Below are 21960 nucleotides of genomic sequence, written 5' to 3' on the forward strand. Positions count from 1 at the left end.
AATAATGCGACACGGAGCGTCGCACCCGTGCCGTATGCTGCTTCTTATGCAACGAAGAGGAGTGGGCATGGATACATTATTGCTGGACGATAATGGTGGCGGTGCTTTGGTAGGTGAATGTGGTAACGCACATCAAGGTACTTGGCTAGTTGTTAAAGAGATGCATCTGCGTGCCTTGGATATCCACGATGATCCGATGCTGGAAGTGTTGGACTTTCGCGACTGTGGCGCGCAAACACACCTGCACTTACAGCTAGACCGACTGCCTAACTTGCGAATGATCTATTTGCCTGAGCTCTCCCAGGGTGCCGTTATCCATCTGTTCTGTATGGATGTTCCACGCTCGTTATTCATTGATGGAAACGTCACTGAGTTAGATGCGGATTGGCAAGCTGGGACGCTGCGTTTGGTGTCTCACAAGTCAGCCTACGAGAACGTGCGTCTTTTGGGTCATGATGCACATAGTGACGATCTTTGCCCTTCGACAGGGAAGAAGGGGGAGGACGGTGAATTAACGGTTAATCCCAATCAGTTGTCTGTTGTGCTCAACCCAAGTCTTTTGCCTGCAAGCTTACGGCTCTCAGGCGAGGGCACATGGATGTTGCCCGATGCGTCTCATGTCGAACAGTGCGTCATTGATGGCCCCGCTAAGGTGAGTATAGAGAAAGCATCCGTTCTTAAAACGCTGACCATTCAATCTAGCGGTTCCTATGAGGTGGCAGGGATAAAAGCCTTAGCGACCGTAAAAGGAGCGCATAATCAATTACGTGAGACGCCGGATGCTCGGCCTTCTTCATCCTTACGCCATACAGCCCGCAAACATCTCACGTTACGAGGGAGCGCAAAAGCACTAACCTTCGCCGACGCCTGGGATCATGTGCAACTGCATATGCCACACTTAACAACCCTCACGCTCAGCTGGGCAAAACATGTCGCGTTACATCATTGCCGCGCCTTAACCACCGTATCGCTGCCCGATGGTGTGCCCGTAGACTGTTACGGCAGTGTTCCGCACTCACTGTTGAACCAGGCCCGCTTTTTTATTGATGAGTCGACACTGGCGCAGTGCTTGACCCGAATAGAGGCGGGAGAGCATGGATTACTAGAAGGTGTGTTAAACGTGCTTGCGCAACGCCACACTCCTCATGGCGTGTTTTACACATTAAGTACGCTGTTACGTTTGGCCAAACAAGGTATAGCACTCAACGCGCTCTGGCAGTGCCGACGCTCTTTAAGTGGCTGGCAGCGCTTGGGTGGACGCAAGCGCAAACGCCTTTCGTTATCCCACCAAGACTATCAGCGTGCTGATAAGCGCTGGGCCTGGCAGCTGCCTGTGGATCGTGTTGAAGAAGGCTTTAGTGCGGATTTACACCTTTGGGCGTTGTGTATGCCTCACAGTCCTGATGCTCGGGCGTATCGCAAAACCCTGTTAAAAGAAGCACAAAAACATGACTGTTTAGTTCACCTCTTACGTGTGGCAACCGTGGAGCAAGGCTTACCTGTCATAGGGGAGTTAGCGACGGACGTGCTTGTCGCGCTGTATGGCCAGGGGGAGTGGCCACGATTGTCAATACCGAATGGCCAGGCAGGCATTGTACGCTATTTGCCACGGTTGCTACGTGCGCGAGACTTGACGCCATTGCAAACAACAGCCTTATTAAATGCTATCGCTAATCTTGCTCCTTGGACATCACTACCGACGCTGTTTGCCCATCAGCTCGCCTACAACTCAGGTCCTACTCGGGCACTGCTGTTGATGTTATCTCGCCAGCCCGATGAATGGTTTCGGTGGCGTATGCCGGGGTTTCCAAGCAGTCAGGCCATTACGGCGGCTAAACAACAGCTGCTGCAGCTAGCGCTAGTGCCTGCCTCTGGGGCGCCTACATTAGTACAGCAAATGGAGCAATCGACCGTGATTCCCGAGCCTGCGTGGCTGGTAGACGATGGCTTTTTGGCTGATTGTTAGAAAATAACTATAGTTGGTCTTGATTGGGTTGCTTGGCTCAAGCTAGGACAAAAATGTAGAAGTTGGGTAAGAATATCCTCGGCTGTGTTGGCATCTTTAAGGCTCAATCCTTCTGTTAAAATAAACCATTCAAATTTTCTTTTATTCTTTGCATATGTTTGTATTAATGATTCATTTTGGGTCATTCGACGTACAACTTTGTTGGTCGTTATCACAATGCGCTGAGTATGGAATGGCATTCACCTTTATTGCTCGCTCAGTGTTTTATTTAGTAAAAGGGATACACGATAAAGCGTTAATTATTCCAATTAATGCAGGTCAATAAAGATCTAAATAGGTCACTCGGTCACCATTAGTCGTCGTCGGTTAACGTCAGTTAATGTCGATCAACATTGGTCATCCGGTCATCCGGTCATCCGGTCATCCGGTCATCCGGTCACCCGGTCACCGTTAGTCATCGTCAGTCAAAGTCGGTCAAAGTTAGTCATTGTCGGTCAAAGTCAGTCATTGTCGGTCAAAGTCAGTCATTGTTGGTCAAAGTTAGTCATTGTCGGTCATTGTCGGTCATTGTCGGTCAATGTCAGTCAACGTAGGTCAATGTCGATCAATGTCGGTCAATGTCGATCAATGTCGATCAATGTCGATCAATGTCGGTCAATGTCGATCAATGTCGGTCAATGTCGGTCACCGTCATTGTCGGTCACCGTTAGTCATTGTCGGTCACCGTTAGTCATCGTCAGTCAAAGTTAGTCATCGTCGGTCAAAATTAGTCATTGTCGGTCAAAATTAGTCATTGTCAGTCAAATTTAGCTATCGTCGGTCACCGTTAGTCATTATCGGGCAATTTTTGGTGTCATGGTTGCAGCAGGGACAGCTGCTGCGCCAGATAATTTGGAGTTCCTGCCTAGATAACCCTATTCTGTATCAGGACTATCTATCTTCAAAAACTATCTCATTTCAAAATTAACCAGTGTGGTTAGGGCAAAAAGCGGACGGTCGGATCTTGTATCTACCAGGAAAAATGGGCCAGAAAGGGGGAGCGTGATGACAACCACGTACCGGTTTATGTGTACGACGGGCTCCCTCGGGGCGGTCGTAGCAAGCAAGGAATAATGGCGGAGGGTGTACCGTCGCATTTGCCTGGCACGCCCAGGGTTGGTGCTTGAAAATTGATTCCTTGATTAAAAATTTTAACCCTGAATTCATAGCTTAATAAGCGGGGTTGAGAAATTGGGTCGTGTTGGTTCAACTAGTATCAATATTATTACCGTTATAAAAAGTAGTGTTTGCAATTGGTTTAAATAAATTTTATCACTTTTTGATTTATAGCTTGGCGTATTTTTCTGTTGTGGTACTGTTCTATTTCAATAACCTAATGCTTCAAGCGAATAATTGCAGTTTAAAAGTAGGTGTCACACATTAGCTTTATTTTTTTCGTTTCATTAGTCAGATTTTATTGGCCGAAGTTATTCATACTGAACAGGAGCATAGCTTATTGATGGCGGAGGTTTATGTTTTGTTAGTTTTTTAGTCGATTAACGATAGATGAGGTGGTCTTTATAGTTAAAAGATTATCGATTGGGTATCGCATTGTAGGTTTGTTAAACAATAACTGCATTTAATGCCGGCGGATGCAGACTCTGAGTGCAACACACTCACTGGATGGTTGATGGACTTTCATGATATTTGGCCATCAGCTTGCTCATCACTTCTATCGGACATTTAAACCCAAAGCGTTTTCGAGGTCGCATATTCAACTCAAAGGCAATGGCGTCCAGCTCTTCCTAGCTATGTACTGAAAGGTCCGTTTGACGGATAAGGCCATTGATATTCTCACTGGCCCCACGTTGCCAGGGGCTATGGGGATCGCAAAAGTAAATCGCAACGCCGGTTTCTTGAGTAATTTTTGCATGTTGTGCCATTTCACGCCCCTGATCATAGGTCATGCTTTTTCGAGCGGTGGTCGGCATTCGGTTCAGAGCAGCACTAAAGCCTGCTACGTTGGCGGTGGCGTCGTCCATTTTTGCGAGGATCAGATAGCTACTGCTAAGCTCTACCAAGGTGCCTACCGCGGACGCGTTATTCTTACCTTTGATCAGATCGCCTTCCCAGTGGCCGGGCATTTCACGCTTACTGACCTCGGGCGGACGTAAGTGAATGCTGACCATGTCAGGAATCTGTCCACGTCGATCCACTTCGCCACGGTGAGGCTTGCGTGTGGTTTTACCTTGTCGCAAGCAGTGAATCAGTTCCTTGCGAAGGTGGCCAACAGGCAAGGCATAAATGGCCGTGTAGATGGTCTCTCGGCAGACGTAGGCATCGCGCAAATCAGGTAGTTTCATCGTTTTGAGCTTGCCGCTAATTTGTTTAGGAGACAAGCGTCGCCGCAACATATGCACGATGAGATCAAACCGCTCGGTGCCTAGCAAAAGCTTACGCGCAGGACGATAGACCACTCGACGCTTTTCTCGCTGACGTTGGGCGTGCCGAGCGCAGTAACCATTCTGGGCCATTTGATTACGGCGTATTTCACGAGAGATGGTTGAAGGAGCTCGCCCCAGGAGCTGGGCAATATGCCGAAGGCTCATCCCTTGGGCTTGACCCACTTGGATGCTGGCACGTTCTTCAATACTGAGTTCGAGGTAAGACGTGGGACAACACCTTAGCGAAATGCTCAGGTGTTGCACTCAGTTTCTGCAGCCAAGCTGCTTGTGCGTGTGATAAGCGACTTGTTCGTATCTTTGCGAAAGATTAGTTTTTCTCTTCGAGCCTTCTGACAACAAGTTGTGCGCTGACGTTATGTTTTTAGCAGCTAGAGAAGTTCTCCTTGAGAAAATTAACGACTTTTATGGGTTGAAAACGACTTGTGTGATTCTGCGATAGATTTGTTAATGGCTGATTTTAAAAATATTATTCACTAATCAATATTCACTGTAAGTGTTTTTCAGTAGCTGGACCAGTTGTCTTTGGGGATTTTAACGACTTTTGTGGAGGGTAAATGACTCGTGTGTATTTCTGTGAATGAGTCGTTGCAAGCTTTTGTGTAGCTTTGCGAAAGAGTCGTGAAACTAGACTTGGCAGGTATCCTCAGGATGGATGTGCCATTCCCCAATGTACTGAAGACAGCCGGAAGAACTTGAAAAGGCATCATCGATAGCAGCTTGATGATAACGTCCTCGCCGATCAACAAAGCACCGGCGTCTGATGTTGCTTGACGGTGAGGCGAATGACGTACTTGCCAAGGAATTGCTTGAAGCATTGGAGGAGTGGTTACTTATCCCGCTTAATGGTGAAACCACTTTCCGCCCTTTTGCTTTTTTGAGGATGCCCTGGGTGACATAGCGTTGCGCAATCGATAACCTAGCAGCCAGTGGGTCAATAGACGGTCATCTGGCCAACAAACCTTGCAAAGGAATACGTATGAGCGATTTCAGAAAATTTCAGCCGATAGAGGCTACGCTGATGAAGATTTATATTGCATTGGTTGACTCGCGGCCAGTGAAGTTCAGCGTATTGGCGGCATTTTCAACGATTATATTTTTCTATTTTGACGTGTTTGGTAATAACTACCTAATACCCAATACAACAGATACGTTTTATCGAGTAAACATGATTGGCGTGCACATCGTTATCCTTCACTTCATAACTTTATATGCTGTTCGATTTATCCAAGAGTCCCTCACCAATATCCTCGATACCTGTACAGGAAAACTTGCATACGCGAATTATAAGACGATAGTCGAGCGTCATGGGAAGGAAGCACTTAGATACACCCAGTAGATTCACGAAACAAGGCCCTTGAGGGTAGGGCCTTAATACCATCGTGTAGGACTAGTCGAAGTATTCATCTGGATCAGGGCATGTAATAAAGTACGAACGCATAATATTGATGGATGCACTGAAGATGCCCATTGCTAAGGTGAATCCTGCGTATACCCAATAGGGATGGAAATCTTTCAACAAAATAGCGGTTGGAATAAATATAATACAAGCTATAGCAAAAATAGTGAGCAATCGTCCAAACATCCAAAATACCTTTCGTGTGCCATAGTAAGTCGTAAAGCTAATTATAGTTCAAGTGAAGACCATGTGCTACTGATGCATCTGCCCAACATCTGTTAAGTGGGTATGCAAAAGTTATTGAGTAATCAGTACCGTAACCATTGCATATTTTTTTGACCGCTTCACAAAGCTTATCGAACGAACTGTAGGCTGTTAACGGTAGCCACTGGTATTTGATTTCGCGCCAAAAGATTTCGATCAGGTTCAGCTCCGGCGAATACGGCGACAAATAGACTAGGTGAATGCGATGTGCCATCCAATCAATAAGTTTGCGCTGGAATGCCTTGGAGCGGTGCATTCTGGCATTATCCAGTATCACGATGGCGAATGCGTCAGGGTCTTTATGTGCCGCAAAATGATAAAAGGCTTCTATAACGGTCTCGGTGGTCATGTGGTGAAAAAACTCACCTTCCCTGATCAGAAAGCCCAGTACATTCAGCCGTTTGCTGTGTGGGTAGGCCGTGACTTCCCAGGGCTTGGCTATCGGGCTCCATGCATAAGGAAGTGACGATGATTGCGAGAAACCGGCTTCATCAAAGAAATAGAGATCGCACTCACCACCATCTTCCTACTCCTTCAACACATTGACCATCTCTTGCGTATGGCGGAAAACTGTCTCGTCACGCGTGCCCTAAATAAGCGGCGTAGCCGCTTACCGCTATAACCTTTTTCTAACGCGGGCCGCAACGTGTCCTGGCTGACGACGTTACTTGTCTACTCCTGAAACTTGGCATGGAGGGCAGGCAATTGATGGGGATACTCTTCAGCCAGTTGTTCTAACACAGCAAGATCGCTTTCGCTAAGAAGGTGAGGGTGTCCTTCGCGAGGCTTGTTTTGAAGATCTTCAATACCGTCTGCTTCCCTCTAGGATAACCAAGTTGATGCCGTATCGCGCCTAACCCCAATAATATCGCGAATCTGGTTAATTGTATGGCCCTTGGGGTTGAGCAGAATGGCGTGAGCCCGACGACTATGATCAAGATATTCGCCCGCCATCTATGACCATGGCTCGCCGCTGGCTGCTTCAACCGCTTGCTGAAGTTTCGAGAGTGCGGTGGGATCCATTAATTCTTGGAGCGCCAGGAAATCAAAATGCTGGGCAATACGTGCGATATGCGGAATAGCTTTATTATTCAACCCATATTTCGAATATTCAAACTCACAATATGGATATCGGCCGCGGCAACGGTCGGTAAAAGTAGTGAAAAAATGACGGTCCAGATCCGTTTAGTCAATGTCATGCAGACTTCCTGCTGGGTATAATGCCCTCTACAGTAACCCATAGAAGGCGTTAATTATTATTAGTAGCCGTTATCGAGACGCATTTGCTTGGTTACAACATACTCACCAATCAGATTTCCATCATTGTCTCGATAAGCAGCCCCTACGCTAAACAGCTCAGCGTGACGGTACCACCGTCAAAGCTTCAATGTCGCCAGGCGCTCAATAAATTGCTGTGAAAAGGCCATGTCGTGCTCCCACTGGGGCTGAGCGGTAGCGGCTGCTGCATAGGTAGACATAGCTGGTCCAAACGTAATCCCTGCTGCATCATCGGGCGCCATTGTGGTGTCCTCTTCAGGCAGCATGACGTTATCAAAGGGTGGCACGGGAGTGATGTTACCGTACCCCGCGGCAAGCGGCGCCTGGTCAGGTGGGATCACCGTGACAACAGAGTTTTCATCAGGAAGATCGTCAGCAATACGATGCGCATAGCGACGTAATAGCCTTTCATTGAGCACAAATAGGTAGCAGTCAGCGTCATGCAGCCCCATACGCCGAATAATCCGCCCCAATACTTGCCGAAAATGCTGCTCAGTACGAATATGGCTCAGGTAACAGCACACGCGAAGACGCGGGATATCAACGCCTTCGCTGATCATCCCCACGGACACAATCCATGACTGCATCGAATCACGAAACGCCTGCAACTTGACATGCCCATTGGGTGTTTTACTTGTCACCAAACAGACGTCTTCGCCCAGGGCTTCCAGCTGCTCGGCGATGTCTTCGGCGTGAGTTATATCAGAGGCGACCACCAGACCACCCGCCGCTGACTGTGCCTGACGTAATCTCCTCAGCTGGGCGACCCCTTTCTTTAACAGCGCACCCATTGGTGTGTCATGGCGTAATAGGTCGGCATAGCTTACGCGGGGATCGCGAAGTAAGCGCGGAATGCTCGAAAACTGTTTTTGCTCGGGTGGTTTTTTGCCCTTGAGGTGGCTGATCGTCAGCTGAATATGCGGGTTATCAATCAACTTGATAGTGGGCTTGCGACATACTCCATCGCGTACCGCTTCTTGCAGCGTATAGACAAAATCCGGAACCAACCGCTGTTTGAGCAATGTTGCCTGACCTTCTTGGGCATCGCCGCCGTTGTCTGCTGATGGCACATCGAGATAACGCAAGAGCGGCAGACAACTGCCATCGGTACGCCATGGCGTGCCGGATAGTGCCAGCGTGTATGTAATGTTGCGCTCCAGCAGCAGCAGCGCCTGCCCCCACTCATTTGCACCTTGCTGCGCACCGGGCACCCGGCCAGCGTGATGGCTTTCATCCCAGATTAAGAATACCCGGTAGTATTGTCCCAGTTGTTGGAATGCACGCAGGCGCGTGCGCAGCGATTGATAGGTGTAACACCCGCCCCGTGCGCCTAGATTGCCGCTCATAGCAAGCCCCGTGACGTCTGCGAGTGTTTCTTCAGCGCGGTTCACCACTTCGCAGCTCGGCCCCAGATAGATTACGAAATCGACATCACCACACTGGAGTAAATGGTCGGCTAACACTGCTGCCATCAACATTTTCCCCGCACCAGGCGTGGCTTGGCAGAGAAAGTGAGATTGTTCGGGGGATAGCTGAGCAATAGCATGTGAAAGGCAGCGCTGCTGCCAATCACGTAACGGCGGATGCTGAGTAGTGTGGGTAGACGTGTCGCGCAGTTTCATGCTTCACCTCCCGCCTGAGCGAGCTTCCGCTGCACGTCGGCGTAAGCCTTTAGCTTTTCATCCAGCGCTTTTGCCTGTGCTTTTTCATGCTCGAAAAGCGGCCCAATTTCATCACGTGCGTCAGGGTACTTTTCTGCGATTTCCTGGAACGCCTGGAGCCGGTAATCACTCGTTTCTATCTGTGCACGCAGCTGCTGGCTATCACGGCTGAGCTTAACCGCTAGCGGTTCAACGTCGCTGGAAGCTTGTGGGGTATCTTGGTAAATGTTGTCAGCATTGAGGTCAGACGTTGCTATTAGCCGGAACACATAACGATTTTTAAATCCTTTTTGAAGCCCTACCCATTCCACAATGCCTTGTTTCACACGCTTATTGATTTGATCACGCACATAGAGACGCAGCGTTTTTTGATCAAAATCCGCTAATGCTTTTAGCTCAGCAAGTTGATCGCGCAATTCACAAACCGTAAACAAGGCATGTTCCTTGGCTTTCTGCTCTAACAACCCTTGTAGGTACGGAGAAGCAATCGGGTGGATGATGCGACGACTCATTAGCGCACCTCCTGCACAGTTGCAAAACGTGCTGATGATGCGGCTTTGGCGTCTAGTGCCTGAGCTTTTTGCATATGATACTGATAACGCTGATAGCGAACGCGAAGACTGCTATCGGAGAAGAGGGCAGCACGTGCCATAGCACGGTGGGCAGCTGCGCGGCCATTAAGGCTGCAAATAGGGAAGATCTTTAAACGCATCAAACAGCTCCTTGGATTTATCAGAGCCGTCTCCGCTGTCGCCAAACAGGAGGGAGGCGGCCGTACGCAGGTTGGCGAACCGGTATCCAAGGAAAAACCGGCAGACCCTAAGGTCTCCCACGCACGACCACCATAATCACAGCAAGCAAAAAAACGCCTACTATGTTCAGTGGCGCTTATGCGCCTTGGATAATTTCAGGTCGCCAAACCTGGTTAAAGATATTGCTTTAACATTGTTAGATTACCCCGCGCACTAAATACTGTAAACCCTTACAGACCATCCCCTTGCATTTAGATGCTGTGCACCATTTACCCGCACTGAGGCCTAATTTACACCAATAATCCGGTTTATCGGCTGGTTTCTTGCGTGGCATTTACCTATTGTTTGGCAGTGCAAAGTGTTGAGACGTAAGGAGCAAGGACACTTTTTTACAATGGTGTCCGCAGCAATATGAAATGTCTCCAAGGGGTTAGTTACCGTGTGGAGTATCTCTGGCTCAAATGGTTGAGTCGCCGCTCTCAGAAAGGGCATATTGCTTGGGATCAAGGTCATCAGTTACTGCAGGATCTTCCTCTTCCGACGCCAAGAATCGTGCAGTCATACTAACTCTTCAGCGAAACTGATGATGGACAGTATTTTGCTGTAAGAAAAACATGATTTTTTCATGCAGAATTTCCCTGCGTTTAGCTTATTGAAACGCTACTTTTGAGTACTCTGGTTTATAGGGGAGATTACAGAGGGGAGCTTGGCCTAGTAATCGCCCAGTCTATTCGACTAATGTGTCTAAAAATGAACTTCTTGAGCGTTGTAGTGAATCAGTAAAGAATAAGAGTCATTAGTATTTTTCTTTCTTATATCAGGTTCTGAATTACCTGGTTAGCGTTTTATGTTGACAACATTTGAATGACGCCAAGTTTCACTTGCCACCTGTTGAGCAATAATTTCGCCCCAGCGCTGCCACACGTCTACTTGAGACTTCCAACGAGCTGCACGGTTATAGGTTCCCATTAGTTTAGGTGGAGCGTGGGCAAGCATCATTTCTACTAAAAGCGGGTCAGCCATTAGTGTTTCAGTGGCTTGGGTGGCAAATGAACGACGGAGATCATGTACGGTGAAATGCTCTAGGTGATATAACTGAGCTGTTCTATCGTGCTCCTTTCTGGCACGGCCTTGTAAGCGGGCTACAGTGGTGCTGAGGCTATCTGGATGAAGCGATTTACCATTGCCTTGGGTAGATTCAAAAACGAACTTTCCCGCAGTTAACTGGCGCTGTTCTGCCAGTAATTCAAGCGCTAATGGGCATAGGTGAACTTTATGCTGGCGATTCGATTTTGTGCGCTCAGCGGGTATTTTCCATTCTGTTTTGTTGACTTCATCCCATTGCATAAACGCCACTTCACTGCGACGGCAGCCAGTCAGGATCAATAGTTTTAGCGCATTGGCTACCGGGATGCTCAGCACGGCGGTAGTTGCTTTCCCTTCATTGTCTGCGCGCGTGTCATCTATCGCTTGCCATAGCTGGCGCAATTCAGACAGTTGAAGGTGACGTTGACGCGGGGCAGACGCAGACGCGCCAATGTCAGCTGGCACCAGGCCATCAGTAGGATTTACGTCGATTTGTTCCCTTTTTTGGCAGTAGCGTAGCAATTGACGCAGTAAGTTCAAGCTATGGCGGGCTTCTACCTTGGCATTTTTGGATGCTTGTTCTAGTACATCGATAAGCACGCGACGGGATACATCACGGACATAAAAATCAGCCAGCCTTGGGGCAAGGTGACGACGCCAACGGCCATACTGTTGGGATACCGTTTTGGCAGTAGGTGGTCGCGTGTTGCGGCCTGGTTGATGTTGGTAGTGCTCTATCCAGCGGTCAAAGGCATCTTGCATAGTCCAAGCGGCTAAATTGCTAGCTTTTTCAGACGCACGCTGCTTTCTTGGATCAAGCCCCTTCTTAACTAGCTCAGCGGCGGTGGAATGCTCCTCTCTAGCTCGTTTTAAAGTCATCGCAGGGTAACTGCCCAGCATCATTTCTTTCTGCTGTCCGCCAAGGTTGAATCGGTAAATCCAGAGCTTGATTGATTTGCCTACTCGAACCTCAATTGACAAGCCTGCGCCATGTTTTGATTTCACGGCGCGGCGTGCTTTTAACTTGCCGGCAGGCAATACAAATGCTGAGACTTCTGCAGGCGTAGTAATCGGCTTTTTAGTACCCACTTGGGTTCCCCTACTGGTTCCCCTAGATTTGCACAGTATAGCGTGGGATCGTATGAGAAACAAAAAGAACTAAAAACATATAATATGCTGATTTTATTAGATTAATAAATCGCTTATAGGTATGTGTGATAATGCAAGAAAACACCTAAAATCCTGCTCCTAAGCGGCAGGTCGCAGGTTCGACTCCTGTCAGGGACGCCAGTAAAATCAACAGTTTAGATAAGTATTGGCTTGGTGTTTTCGCTGTATTTTCTGTTTGGTCCCCACAAAAAACGCTCGCTATAGCATTGTATCAGCACCACGCCAGATGCCCATCCCCAGCACATCAGCCACCTACATTCTCGCGGTCGGGCATGGCCGTCCAGTAGTGGGAATCCGCCACTATAATCTCTGATTTAGTGGTCGGTGGATGTCAAAGAATCAGTTTGTCGTCGTTCGGGTGGTGGCTTTGTATCACGCGAGCGTTAGAAGGTTTCCCATTGATCATCGGCTGGAACAGTGTGTCGCCTGTCTGTAGATGGTTGCGTTTGTGGTAGGGCGTAACTTTGCATACGTTGGACGTTAGCGCGGGGAAGAGTTCCTTGCGCTTTGTCGACTTTAAAAAAGATGACGGCTTCCGCTAAGTCTCGCGCTTGATCTTCCATAGAAGCAGAGGCCGTGGCTGTTTGCTCCACCAGTGAGGCATTCTGCTGGGTGACCTCATCCATTTGGTTAATCGCGATGCTCATTTGGTCGATCGCTGAGGTTTGCTCGTCAGACGCGCGACTCACTTCTTCCATTAACCCTGAAACGCTGTCGATATTCTTTACGATCTGCGCCATGGAGTCGCCAACCGCTGTGACTAGCGCGCTGCCTTGTTCCACTACCTGATTGTTTTCAAGAATCAGATGCTGAATTTGTTTGGCTGCATCGGCACTACGCTGTGCGAGATTTCTTACTTCTTGAGCGACAACAGCAAATCCGCGCCCTTGCTCACCCGCTCTGGCAGCTTCCACCGAGGCATTAAGCGCCAAAATATTAGTTTGAAACGCGATGCCATCAATTAACTCCACAATGCCGCTAATTTTCTCTGAGCTTGCATTTAGCTCGTTCATTTTACTAATAGCATCTCTAACTTTCTCACCACCGTAACCTGCAGAGCGGCTAGCCGCATGTGCTAACTGATTAGCCTCGCCAGTGTGCTGGGTGTTATTTTTCACCGTTGCAGCGACCTGCTCCATGCTGGCAGCCGTTTCTTGTAGGCTGGAAGCTTGCTCTTCAGTACGCTGTGAGAGATCCACGTTACCTGATGATATTTGTCCAGAAGCCGTAGAAATAGCCTCTGCAGATGTCTGAATATGACTAATTAATCCTTGGAGTTTGCTTTGCATATCCCCAAGTTCACTGAGCATATCGCCAATTTCATCCTGATGGGTGAGCTTAACGGTTTGGGTTAAGTCGCCTTCTGCCATCGCGTGGAAGTGTTGGCGAGCTTGAGCAAGTGGCTGAAGAATACGCTGAATTAATATCCAGCTTAGTAATCCTGCCAAGATAACAGCAATCGCTAGTGCCCCCATCATGACATTGCGCATGAACGCAGCATGCTCTGCTGCATTGTCATAAGCTGACTGAGCCTCGCGTTCTTCAAAGTGAATGATGTCATCGAGCGTTGCGTTGAGAGTCCGGTAAGCAGGCAGTGCTTGTGTAAATGCAATTTCATTGGCGTTGTCGTAATCGCCTGATGCGTAAAAGGGCAGGGCAGCATCGACGGCATTTTGTAAGCGAGAATAGTGCTCTTGGAACTGCTCGGTAAGTGCCTCACCTGCCGAAGATAAACGCTGTGTGACGTACGCTTGCCAAAGGCTATCAATCTGCTGTTCATTATTCTGAACATTATCAATATGCAGTTGCACGGGGTGGTCGTGTAAGGCGCTGACGGCTAAGCCTGGATCGTGCTGCCCCGCTAAAGAAAGCTCTAACAGCATATCTTTTGCACGCTCATTCAAAGAGGCAATTTGCTGTGTGTTTTTGAGATTAGTTTGATAAATCGTGTCAATCGCTTGGTTCGAAGACGTCATCCCGCTAAACCCCAAGGCCCCAATAACCAACATAAAGACCAGCATGATCGCCATCATAACCATCAGGCGTAGTTTAATGGTCATTCGAAATATGTGGTTCAGCATGTGACACCTCGAAAACAGCCGTTACGGTTTAGCTCATCAGCAAAGCCCTAAGAATGTATTACTTTATATTGCTAAATGTTATGAGTAAATTACAAAAAGACGTTTGGCTAACAATGCAGCTTAGACCTTAGGAGGGTGTCAATCTTTAGTTGGTTTCTTCTTTTTGAACAAAAATCTGCCGCATTCTGCGATTCAATTCTCCGAATGAATCGACAGTCAAGGCAGAGCAAGGCGTCAGCCTTGCAGGTATAACTGGATAGATATATAGTCAGTTCATGGCCATTATTCGCTCCGACATCCTCACCCTTCAGGTTGCCAGCGCCGACCAACAACAGGCGCTGCAGGATACGCTGGCGCTGTATCGACGGCTGGTGCGCGATCTGATGACGGTGGCGTATACCCACTGGCCGACGGTGGGGGCAACGTAGGGTAATGAAGCGGTAACGGTCATTGAGGCGCTGATTCATCCAACCGCCAAGCGCCCGAATGTTCGCTACACGTACTTTGCCAAACGCTACTACAAGTTTCCTTCTTATCTCCGCCGTGTGGCGTTGATGGATGCGGTCGGCCAGGTGCGCTCCTTCGTCACGCGGTTCGATCAGTGGCGATGTGGCCAGCGCAAACATCCAAACGCCAAACCACCGCGCCTAACCTCCAGCACGAAGACCTTTCCCAGCCTTTACGGCAGCCAGTGTGCCAAAATCAACACCGATGCCAGCTATGCCTTTATCAAGGTGCGTTGGCAGAACGATTGGATATGGATGGGGTTTGGGCTGAAAGGCACTTGCCGGTTTCGAGGAAAAGGCAAGGCCAAATCCCCGCTACTGGTCTTCAAGGGGCGACAGTGGCAGCTATCACTGCCTGAGCAGTTCGAGCCACCGAAGCCGGTAAAGGGTGCGCCTGAGCGGGTGTTAGCGGTGGATGTAGGCATTAATACGGCGGCCTCCTGGGCGGTGGTCGATGCTCAAGGCACTGTCCATGCGCGAGGCTTTATCTCGCGCACGGATAAAGACCGGGAGTATCGGCTGATGGCCCGCATTCGTCAGGCCGCCAAAAAGCACACACGCCACGGCAGCCGGTTACCCTCGAGCTTCTGTCGCCGCGACCACCAACGGCTAACCCATTTGGCAGACAATCAAGCCCACCAGATCAGTCGGCAGTTGGTGAATTTAGCGCTTGATCATCATTGCCAGGCGATTGCGGTCGAAAACCTGAAGGGGTGGCGACCTAAAGCGGGAAAAAAACGGACACCGATGAAGGCACGGTTTCACCGCTGGTTTCATCGCCAGCTCGTAACACGCATCGGTAGCAAGGCCGTCGAAGTGGGGCTGCGTTGTGTGGCAGTTTATGCCCGTGGCACGTCCCGCCACGCCTTCGACGGATCAGGGCCAGTAAAACGTGATAAAGGCAACTACAGCCAGTGCACGTTTAGCTCCGGCAAGCGCTATCACGCTGATCTGAACGCGGCCTATAACATCGCCGCTCGCGGCCATGTGTTTTTTCAAGGCGGTCAGCGCAAGCAGACCGCCCGCATGAGCTCGCAGACGCCGGCTCATGCACCGAGAACCCCGGTGACGCTCTCCTCGCTCTGGCAACAGGGCGTGTGAGAGGGATAAGAATCCGCGATTCTATTCTCTGAATGAATCGTCGGAGGGTTCAACAGCCGTGCTGTTGCGGCCCTCTTTTTTGACCTGGTAAAGCAAGGCATCGGTTATCGACAAACACATATCCATCGTAATGCTGCTGGTAACCGCACAAATACCAATACTGACCGTACAATAGAGCGAATTTGCACTGTTGATGAGCATAGGCGTTGCGGCAAGTTGCTGGTGCAGGCGGCTTGCAACATGGGTAGCTTCTGACGGACTGGTTCTCGGCAGCATGACCATAAATTCGTCACCGCCCCACCGGCAAATAACGTCGTACTGACGAAACACCCGACGACACAGCTCTATGAAACGTACCATGACGTGATCGCCGCTCTGATGACCATATGTATCGTTAATATTTTTGAAGTTATCTAAGTCAATCAGCATTAATGCACCCGAAGGGGCCCCACGCTGAATCATGGCCACTTCTTGTTGAAAACGTTCTTCAAAAGCACGGCGATTTAGCGAGCCTGTTAATGAATCGATGGAAGATAACTCCTCTAACTCCTGGCGCGTTGTTTGCAATTCACGAATTAACGCTTCCTGTATGCGATGACTGCGCATTAACTCCATGTGGGCCATAACTTGGTTGGCTAATGCCTGAAGGGCGAAATGTTGGCGTTGTGTCAGCTCGCGAGGTTCATAATCCAGTGCGCATAGCGTTCCCAATGGATAACCGTCTTTGCTTTTTAGCAGCGCACCCGCATAAAAACGCAGGTGAGGCTCTCCTGTAACCAAGGGATTGTTAGCAAATCGGGCGTCTTGCGTGGTATCCGGTACGACAAAAACTCCGGGCTGTAAAATGGCATGCGCACAAATCGAGATGTCACGCGGGGTTTCTTGAACGCCTAGCCCTTTTTCAGATTTAAACCATTGCCGATCACGGTCAATAAAATTAACCACGGCAATGGGGGTGTCGCAGATCAATGAGACCGCTTCGACAATCTCATCAAACGCGTCGTCCCGTTGCGTGTCGAGAATTTGATAATCTGCAAGTGCCTTAAGACGACGCGTCTCGTAATCATCTGCGTCAAGCGTTGGCCTATGCGTCATAAGTAATCAATGCTCCCGATTAGGCGATTAAGCCCCTCAAAAGCCGTAGCGTTGAGAGCGCCTTTACGCATATCGTCGCCATGGCATAAGTAATCTTGGCATGGGTTGTCCATATCAGTTCCTTCTACAACCGTTTTACATTTGTAGGGTGATTCGCTACGTAATAGTTATAAAACAACCAGATAAGATTCACTGAACACGTGCCATGGCGGGGCACATAGTGGTAAAAATGAACATAAATCAATTATACGGCTAACGTTTATTGTACGCGATACTCGTTTCGTATCCTTTTTGTATAATTATGTTGTTCGCTTTTCCTAGTGATCTTTTTTCTCAAGAGCTTCGCGCTTCGACCAAGAGAGCAGTTGGCTTGCAGGCATAGGTCTTGCGACGCCATAGCCTTGTACAAAGTCGCAGCCCATTCGCTGCAGTGTTTCAATATGCGCATCGCTCTCAGCACCTTCTGCGACGACTTGCTTGTTAAAGCGCTTGGCTAAATACGTAATGCTTTCAACAATGGCTAGGTCTTCTGGACGCTTAAGCATTCCCATCACAAAGGATTTGTCGATTTTTACCAAGTCGACCGGCAAATTACGCAGGTAGCTCAACGACGAGTAACCCGTACCAAAATCATCGAGGGCAACTTTACAGCCCGTTTCGCGGCATCGGTTTAATATTTGGGTAGCGCTGGGCAAATCGTCTAGTGCCGCTGATTCCAGCACTTCAATACAGATGGAATGCGGAGAGACGTCAGGGTGCCTAGATAACGTGTCCCGCAAAGTGTCAATGAACTGTTCATGCACAAGCGATTGAGGGGTCAGATTAATGCTAACGTCAATGTCTAACCTCTCTTTTTGCCATGCCGACAGCTGTGTCAGTGATCCTTCCATGACCCAGGCATCCAGTGCCAACTCAGTATCGGTACCACTGATGAGAGGTAAGAATTGATCAGGCATGACTAAGCCGCGTTTTGGGTGGTTCCAGCGAATGAGGGCTTCTACGCCGAGCAGCTTAAGTGAACGTGCATCAATTTGAGGTTGGAAATATAGCTCAAATTGACCTGTGTTAAGGGCTTGAGAGATTTCATTACGCACTGTCTGTTGTGCTTTTAGCTTTTTCTCATGGCCAGGATCAAAGAAAGCAAATGTATTTCCCCCCTGTAGTTTTGCTTGATACATGGCTTGGTCTGCGTGGCGTAGTAGCGTATCAGGGTCAGCGTCATCCAGCGGGAACAATGTAATCCCTAGGCTTACGTTCACCGCCACTGGGGATGATTCGAATCCGTTCGGCTGCTCCAGCACGAAGCTTTTAGTGATCGCACGCAACTGCTCTGGTTTACCATTCATATCGTGAAGAAGCAGAGCAAACTCATCGCCGCCTAAGCGTGCAACAACCCCTTGAGGCCCCACTCGATCTCTTAATTGCTGGGCAACGGATATCAAGACGTTATCTGCAGCTTTATAGCCAAACTGTTGATTGATTTTCTTGAAATCATCAAGGTCTAAAACACCAATGGCGAGGGTGTTACCGTCGTTAACGTGTGCGATCGCTTCACGTATTTTGTTGAGCATTTGATGACGGTTAGGTAGCAACGTAAGCTTATCGAAATGGCTCGCACGGTGTAGCTCTTCGGCATGCTTTTTTAGCCGCGTCATGTCCGAGAAGATAGCCACATGATGGGTGATGTCTCCTTGGGCGTTACGAATCAAGGAAAGTGACAATGACTCATACAGTAGTTCACCGTTTTTACGTCGATTGATGAGTTCACCACGCCAGCTCCCATTGTTTAATAAGGACTGCCACATGTCCTGGTAAAATGCTTGGGTATGACAGCCTGAGGAGAGAAAGCTGGGCTGATGGTTTAAAACGTCGCCTCGGGTATACCCCGTCATAAGCTCAAAGGCACGATTCACATCAACGATTCGATTGTCTTGATCAGTAATCATGATGGCGTTTTGGCTGTCAGAAAAGATCCTTGCTGAGAGTTCGAGTCGTTTATGTGCCTCGTCGTGTTGAACACGCAGGCGTAGCGAGCTGATGAGTTGGCCTAAGTTGCGTAAAAACGAGGCAAGCTCCTCCATGAGACATGCCTGATACCCGCCGGGGCGGTTCGCCAGACCAATCATGGCGATCAATGTACCATTATCAGTGACGGGAATGCCGATGAAAGCATTAAGAGGAGGGTGGCCTTTAGGCAGGCCGCCACGTCGTGGGTCTTGGTCAGGAGCGTTAGCAATTAGCATCTCTCCCGTTTGTAACACGTGACCAAAAAGTGATGCTTGCTTACTAAATACTATTCCGCCCTGAGATGCTTTTTCAAACAGCCGGCGTGAGGCATGATCCCAGCTGACATCCGTAATGGCATGAGTTTTTAGAAAAGGTGTGTTTTTGTCATCGTATAATACTTCACCGATAAAACCTGAGTCGCTCTCAGTCAGCGCTACTAGCTCGGCCAGTGCATCTGAAAATGCTTGTGACAAGTCATGCTCAGCAATAAAAGACGTCTGTAAGTGGGTAATTAATCGCTCAAGTCGCTGCTGTCGGTCCAGGCGTCGCTCATTTTTTTTGAGCGGCGTAATATCTTGAATGGTTCCTGCTATTTGCGTGGTTTCCTTACCAACAGTAACGGGAACTCCTGTGACGCGCACCCACGTAGGTAGTCCTTTATCTTTGTGCGCTAGGCGTAACTCAAGATCAAAAGGCACCTGCTGATTAGCTGCTTTCGCCAAACTAGTTTCCAGCTGACGTTGATCTTCAGCAGTGTACACACTGATACCGTTTGCTTTGTCATGAGAGTAGTCAGGGGCAACGCCATACAACGTATAGACGACGTCGTTCCACCATGTGGCACCTGAGGCAATATCCAACTCCCAAAGCCCTAGGCCTGATGTGGTCACTATTCGCTCTTGGCAGTGCAACCGATGTAGCTCAAGACGCTGTATCACCAGATCTGCCAGCGTTGCCAAATGTGTCCGCTGTGCTTGGCTGAAAACTCTTGTTTTCTTATCTAAAATACATAGCGTTCCTAGGCTATAACCTTCACGAGACACCAGCGGTGCGCCGAGGTAGTAACGAATATGAGGTGGACCCGTCACCAGGGGATTATCGACAAAACGCGTGTCCTGGGTGGCATCCGTTATTTCAAAGATGCCTTCTCCGCACAAAGCATGTGCACAAAAAGAGATATCACGGGGTGTCTCTTTAAACGTTAAACCATGGTGGCTTTTGAACCACTGACACTCTTCATCTACAAAGCTCACTAGGACGTACGGAGCGTCGTAAAGATTCGCGACCATTGACGTAATACGTTCTAACATCGTGTCTTGATGCCGATCGTTCATTGTACAGTGCCATAACGCTTTCAAGCGCTCCGGCTCATCATGAGGTGTAGGAGGAGGGTGGATTTTCATCACTTGGCTTCCCGTGATGTAACCGTCATCGAGGCTGGTAACGTAAATGGCTGACTCGTCAGGTCACTGCTCTCCCCAGCGAGTGCTGAAATTTCAAGTGTTAATTCAGTGCCATTAGGGGTAGTGCGGAACGCGCGGATCGCATTCAATAGCTGGTGGGTTTCTTGTTCCAGTGTTTGGGTCGCCCTATTAGTAGACTGAAGCTGCCCCGCCGTATGCTGGACGCCTTGCTCCATGATGTTGATGGCGCTTCCTATTTGTGTAATGCCACTGCTTTGTCTTTGAGAGGCAGCGCTTATTTCACTCATAAAATTGTTAACTCGCTGGCTAGCCTGCATAACACGTTCAATAATCTGCTCAGTGGCTTCCACGAATTTCACACCTGCTGCAATTTCGTCGTTAGACGTATTAATTAATTGGTGAATCTCTTTCGCCGCATCTGAAGAGCATTTTGCAAGACTGCGTACTTCGCTCGCGACAACAGCAAAACCCTTACCATGAACACCCGCACGGGCGGCCTCTATCGAGGCATTGAGGGCTAAAATATTCGTTTGAAAGGCAATGGAATCAATTAACGCGACGGTGTTATCCATATGCTTAGCGCTTTCGGTAATCGCTTTCATGCGCTGAACGAGCTGTCCCATGCTGTCGCCTGCGTTTTGCACTTCCTGCATATTAGTCGTTGCGAGGTTGCTGGCTTGTTGCGCATTTTCAGCATTTTGCTTAACGGTGACCGTCAACTGTTCAGTGCTGGCAGCGGTTTCTTGTACTGAAGAGGCCAGCTCATCACTGCTCTGGGCAATGAAGGCGTTGCTTTGACGAATATCGGCCACCGAGGGATTGACCTGGTTGATACCATCATTGACATCGCTGACGATGGCACTTAAGCCTTTTCGCATCGTGACCAGTGCATCGACAAGGCGATCAAAGTCATCATTTTGGCGGGGTGGTACGTCGGCGGCCAGATTGCCAGCCGCCACCTGAAGGACAAACGCGCGAGACGTTTCAACCATCTGACGCACTTTACACCACACGCTTAAGCCTAGCCCAGCTACCACGGTAAGCAGTAGCCCTCCGATGACTAACTGAGAAAGATCTTGAGAAAGCTGCCACTGATTAAACGTTAACCACCCAATAGAAAGACTAGCAATAAGCGTTAGTAAACGCGTTTGCAGGGTAGCCGATCTCCACTGACAGCGACCCAAAAACGCGAACGGATGGCGACGGCGTATTTGACCACGATATAGAGTGAAGTTTTTCCCTTGGCCGTTCTTCCAAGCGTGGTAAATTTTTTCTGCATACTGCACTTCTGCGGCGGAGGGCTTGGTACGCAGGGAGGCATAACCGACGATGTGGCCGTTTTCTTGGATAGCCATTGCATTGGCGCGTACCCAATAATGGTCGCCATCTTTACGCCGGTTTTTGACCAGGCCAGACCAAGGCTTGCCTTGCTGTATGGTCTCCCAAAAGTCTTTAAACGCCGCTGGTGGCATATCAGGATGACGGACTAGGTTGTGGTTTTCGCCCAGTAACTCTTCGAGACTAAATCCACTAACCTGCACAAACGCTGGGTTGGCGTAGGTGATCTCTCCTTTCAAATTGGTGCGAGAGATCAGAAGATCGTCTTCAGCGTAAGCATACTCAATATAAGTGATGGGCAAGTTAGTACGCATGGCAGCCCCTTGGATATCTGATGAGCTAGGAATGTACCAATTGGCAAAAAACTAAGGTGTTACAAACTATATCAGCT

General features: G+C 48.9%; 13 protein-coding genes and 2 pseudogenes. 4 read left to right on the top strand and 11 right to left on the bottom strand.

What is annotated here, in order from left to right; genetic code table 11:
- The first annotated feature begins 67 nt into the window (after nucleotides 1–67).
- Complete coding sequence (locus tag M0220_RS14000; RefSeq protein ID WP_264018003.1) at nucleotides 68–1966, top strand: hypothetical protein; 1899 nt, start codon at nucleotides 68–70, stop codon at nucleotides 1964–1966.
- Nucleotides 1967–3621: 1655 nt separating this feature from the next.
- Here M0220_RS14000 and M0220_RS14005 read toward each other — a convergent pair.
- A pseudogene (locus tag M0220_RS14005) lies at nucleotides 3622–4638 on the bottom strand (IS30 family transposase).
- Nucleotides 4639–5386: 748 nt separating this feature from the next.
- On the opposite strand from M0220_RS14005, the gene M0220_RS14010 reads away from it, so the two are divergent.
- Nucleotides 5387–5746, top strand: coding sequence for a hypothetical protein (locus tag M0220_RS14010; protein WP_264018004.1), 360 nt, complete (start codon nucleotides 5387–5389; stop codon nucleotides 5744–5746).
- Nucleotides 5747–6029: 283 nt separating this feature from the next.
- Here the strand turns inward: M0220_RS14010 and M0220_RS14015 are convergent.
- The 7 genes and pseudogenes from M0220_RS14015 to M0220_RS14045 form a co-directional block, all read right to left on the bottom strand.
- Nucleotides 6030–6530 (bottom strand): annotated as a pseudogene (locus tag M0220_RS14015) (transposase); the annotation flags it as partial.
- 494 nt (nucleotides 6531–7024) lie between these two features.
- Nucleotides 7025–7165 carry a hypothetical protein gene (locus M0220_RS14020; protein ID WP_164517095.1) on the bottom strand — a complete coding sequence of 47 codons (141 nt, stop codon included), beginning with the start codon at nucleotides 7163–7165 and terminating at the stop codon, nucleotides 7025–7027.
- A 281-nt stretch (nucleotides 7166–7446) separates the two neighbouring features.
- On the bottom strand, nucleotides 7447–8970 hold the full coding sequence (locus tag M0220_RS14025; protein ID WP_125749528.1) for a DEAD/DEAH box helicase: 1524 nt from the start codon (nucleotides 8968–8970) through the stop codon (nucleotides 7447–7449).
- The gene (locus M0220_RS14030; RefSeq protein ID WP_264018005.1) at nucleotides 8967–9521 is read right to left on the bottom strand and encodes a hypothetical protein; all 555 of its coding nucleotides are present in this window, start codon (nucleotides 9519–9521) and stop codon (nucleotides 8967–8969) included. Before M0220_RS14030 ends, M0220_RS14025 begins: the two co-directional genes overlap by 4 nt.
- A complete protein-coding gene (locus M0220_RS14035; protein WP_125749522.1) occupies nucleotides 9521–9721 on the bottom strand; it encodes a hypothetical protein in 201 nt (66 codons plus the stop codon). Before M0220_RS14035 ends, M0220_RS14030 begins: the two co-directional genes overlap by 1 nt.
- Nucleotides 9722–10598: 877 nt before the next feature.
- The gene (locus tag M0220_RS14040) at nucleotides 10599–11936 is read right to left on the bottom strand and encodes a tyrosine-type recombinase/integrase (protein ID WP_125749519.1); all 1338 of its coding nucleotides are present in this window, start codon (nucleotides 11934–11936) and stop codon (nucleotides 10599–10601) included.
- A gap of 464 nt (nucleotides 11937–12400) precedes the next feature.
- Nucleotides 12401–14098 (bottom strand): methyl-accepting chemotaxis protein, encoded by a 1698-nt coding sequence (locus M0220_RS14045; RefSeq protein ID WP_264018006.1) that lies wholly within the window; start codon nucleotides 14096–14098, stop codon nucleotides 12401–12403.
- Nucleotides 14099–14373: 275 nt separating this feature from the next.
- On the opposite strand from M0220_RS14045, the gene M0220_RS14050 reads away from it, so the two are divergent.
- On the top strand, nucleotides 14374–14526 hold the full coding sequence (locus tag M0220_RS14050; RefSeq protein ID WP_264018007.1) for a hypothetical protein: 153 nt from the start codon (nucleotides 14374–14376) through the stop codon (nucleotides 14524–14526).
- Between the two features lie 126 nt (nucleotides 14527–14652).
- Entirely contained in the window at nucleotides 14653–15705 is a 1053-nt protein-coding gene (locus tag M0220_RS14055) for an IS200/IS605 family accessory protein TnpB-related protein (RefSeq protein ID WP_264018008.1), read from the top strand.
- Nucleotides 15706–15726: 21 nt separating this feature from the next.
- On the opposite strand, the gene M0220_RS14060 is transcribed toward M0220_RS14055, so the two are convergent.
- The 3 genes from M0220_RS14060 to M0220_RS14070 form a co-directional block, all read right to left on the bottom strand.
- Entirely contained in the window at nucleotides 15727–16800 is a 1074-nt protein-coding gene (locus M0220_RS14060; protein ID WP_264018009.1) for a sensor domain-containing diguanylate cyclase, read from the bottom strand.
- Nucleotides 16801–17117: 317 nt separating this feature from the next.
- Nucleotides 17118–20210 (bottom strand): bifunctional diguanylate cyclase/phosphodiesterase, encoded by a 3093-nt coding sequence (locus tag M0220_RS14065; RefSeq protein WP_264018010.1) that lies wholly within the window; start codon nucleotides 20208–20210, stop codon nucleotides 17118–17120.
- Complete coding sequence (locus tag M0220_RS14070) at nucleotides 20210–21883, bottom strand: methyl-accepting chemotaxis protein (RefSeq protein ID WP_264018011.1); 1674 nt, start codon at nucleotides 21881–21883, stop codon at nucleotides 20210–20212. The genes M0220_RS14065 and M0220_RS14070 overlap by 1 nt, the downstream gene beginning before the upstream one ends.
- Nucleotides 21884–21960: the final 77 nt, after the last annotated feature.

It is taken from the genome of Halomonas qinghailakensis (genome assembly GCF_025820815.1).
In the GTDB taxonomy this organism is placed as follows: Bacteria; Pseudomonadota; Gammaproteobacteria; order Pseudomonadales; family Halomonadaceae; genus Vreelandella; species Vreelandella qaidamensis.

Excerpts from the sequence above, each read along its gene's own strand:
- M0220_RS14030 (WP_264018005.1), bottom strand. The coding sequence starts at position 9,521 with ATGAGTCGTCGCATCATCCACCCGATTGCTTCTCCGTACCTACAAGGG.
- M0220_RS14000 (WP_264018003.1), top strand. The coding sequence starts at position 68 with ATGGATACATTATTGCTGGACGATAATGGTGGCGGTGCTTTGGTAGGT.
- M0220_RS14045 (WP_264018006.1), bottom strand. The coding sequence starts at position 14,098 with ATGCTGAACCACATATTTCGAATGACCATTAAACTACGCCTGATGGTT.
- M0220_RS14060 (WP_264018009.1), bottom strand. The coding sequence starts at position 16,800 with ATGACGCATAGGCCAACGCTTGACGCAGATGATTACGAGACGCGTCGT.
- M0220_RS14070 (WP_264018011.1), bottom strand. The coding sequence starts at position 21,883 with ATGCGTACTAACTTGCCCATCACTTATATTGAGTATGCTTACGCTGAA.
- M0220_RS14025 (WP_125749528.1), bottom strand. The coding sequence starts at position 8,970 with ATGAAACTGCGCGACACGTCTACCCACACTACTCAGCATCCGCCGTTA.
- M0220_RS14010 (WP_264018004.1), top strand. The coding sequence starts at position 5,387 with ATGAGCGATTTCAGAAAATTTCAGCCGATAGAGGCTACGCTGATGAAG.
- M0220_RS14065 (WP_264018010.1), bottom strand. The coding sequence starts at position 20,210 with ATGAAAATCCACCCTCCTCCTACACCTCATGATGAGCCGGAGCGCTTG.
- M0220_RS14055 (WP_264018008.1), top strand. The coding sequence starts at position 14,653 with ATGGATGCGGTCGGCCAGGTGCGCTCCTTCGTCACGCGGTTCGATCAG.
- M0220_RS14035 (WP_125749522.1), bottom strand. The coding sequence starts at position 9,721 with ATGCGTTTAAAGATCTTCCCTATTTGCAGCCTTAATGGCCGCGCAGCT.
- M0220_RS14050 (WP_264018007.1), top strand. The coding sequence starts at position 14,374 with ATGGCCATTATTCGCTCCGACATCCTCACCCTTCAGGTTGCCAGCGCC.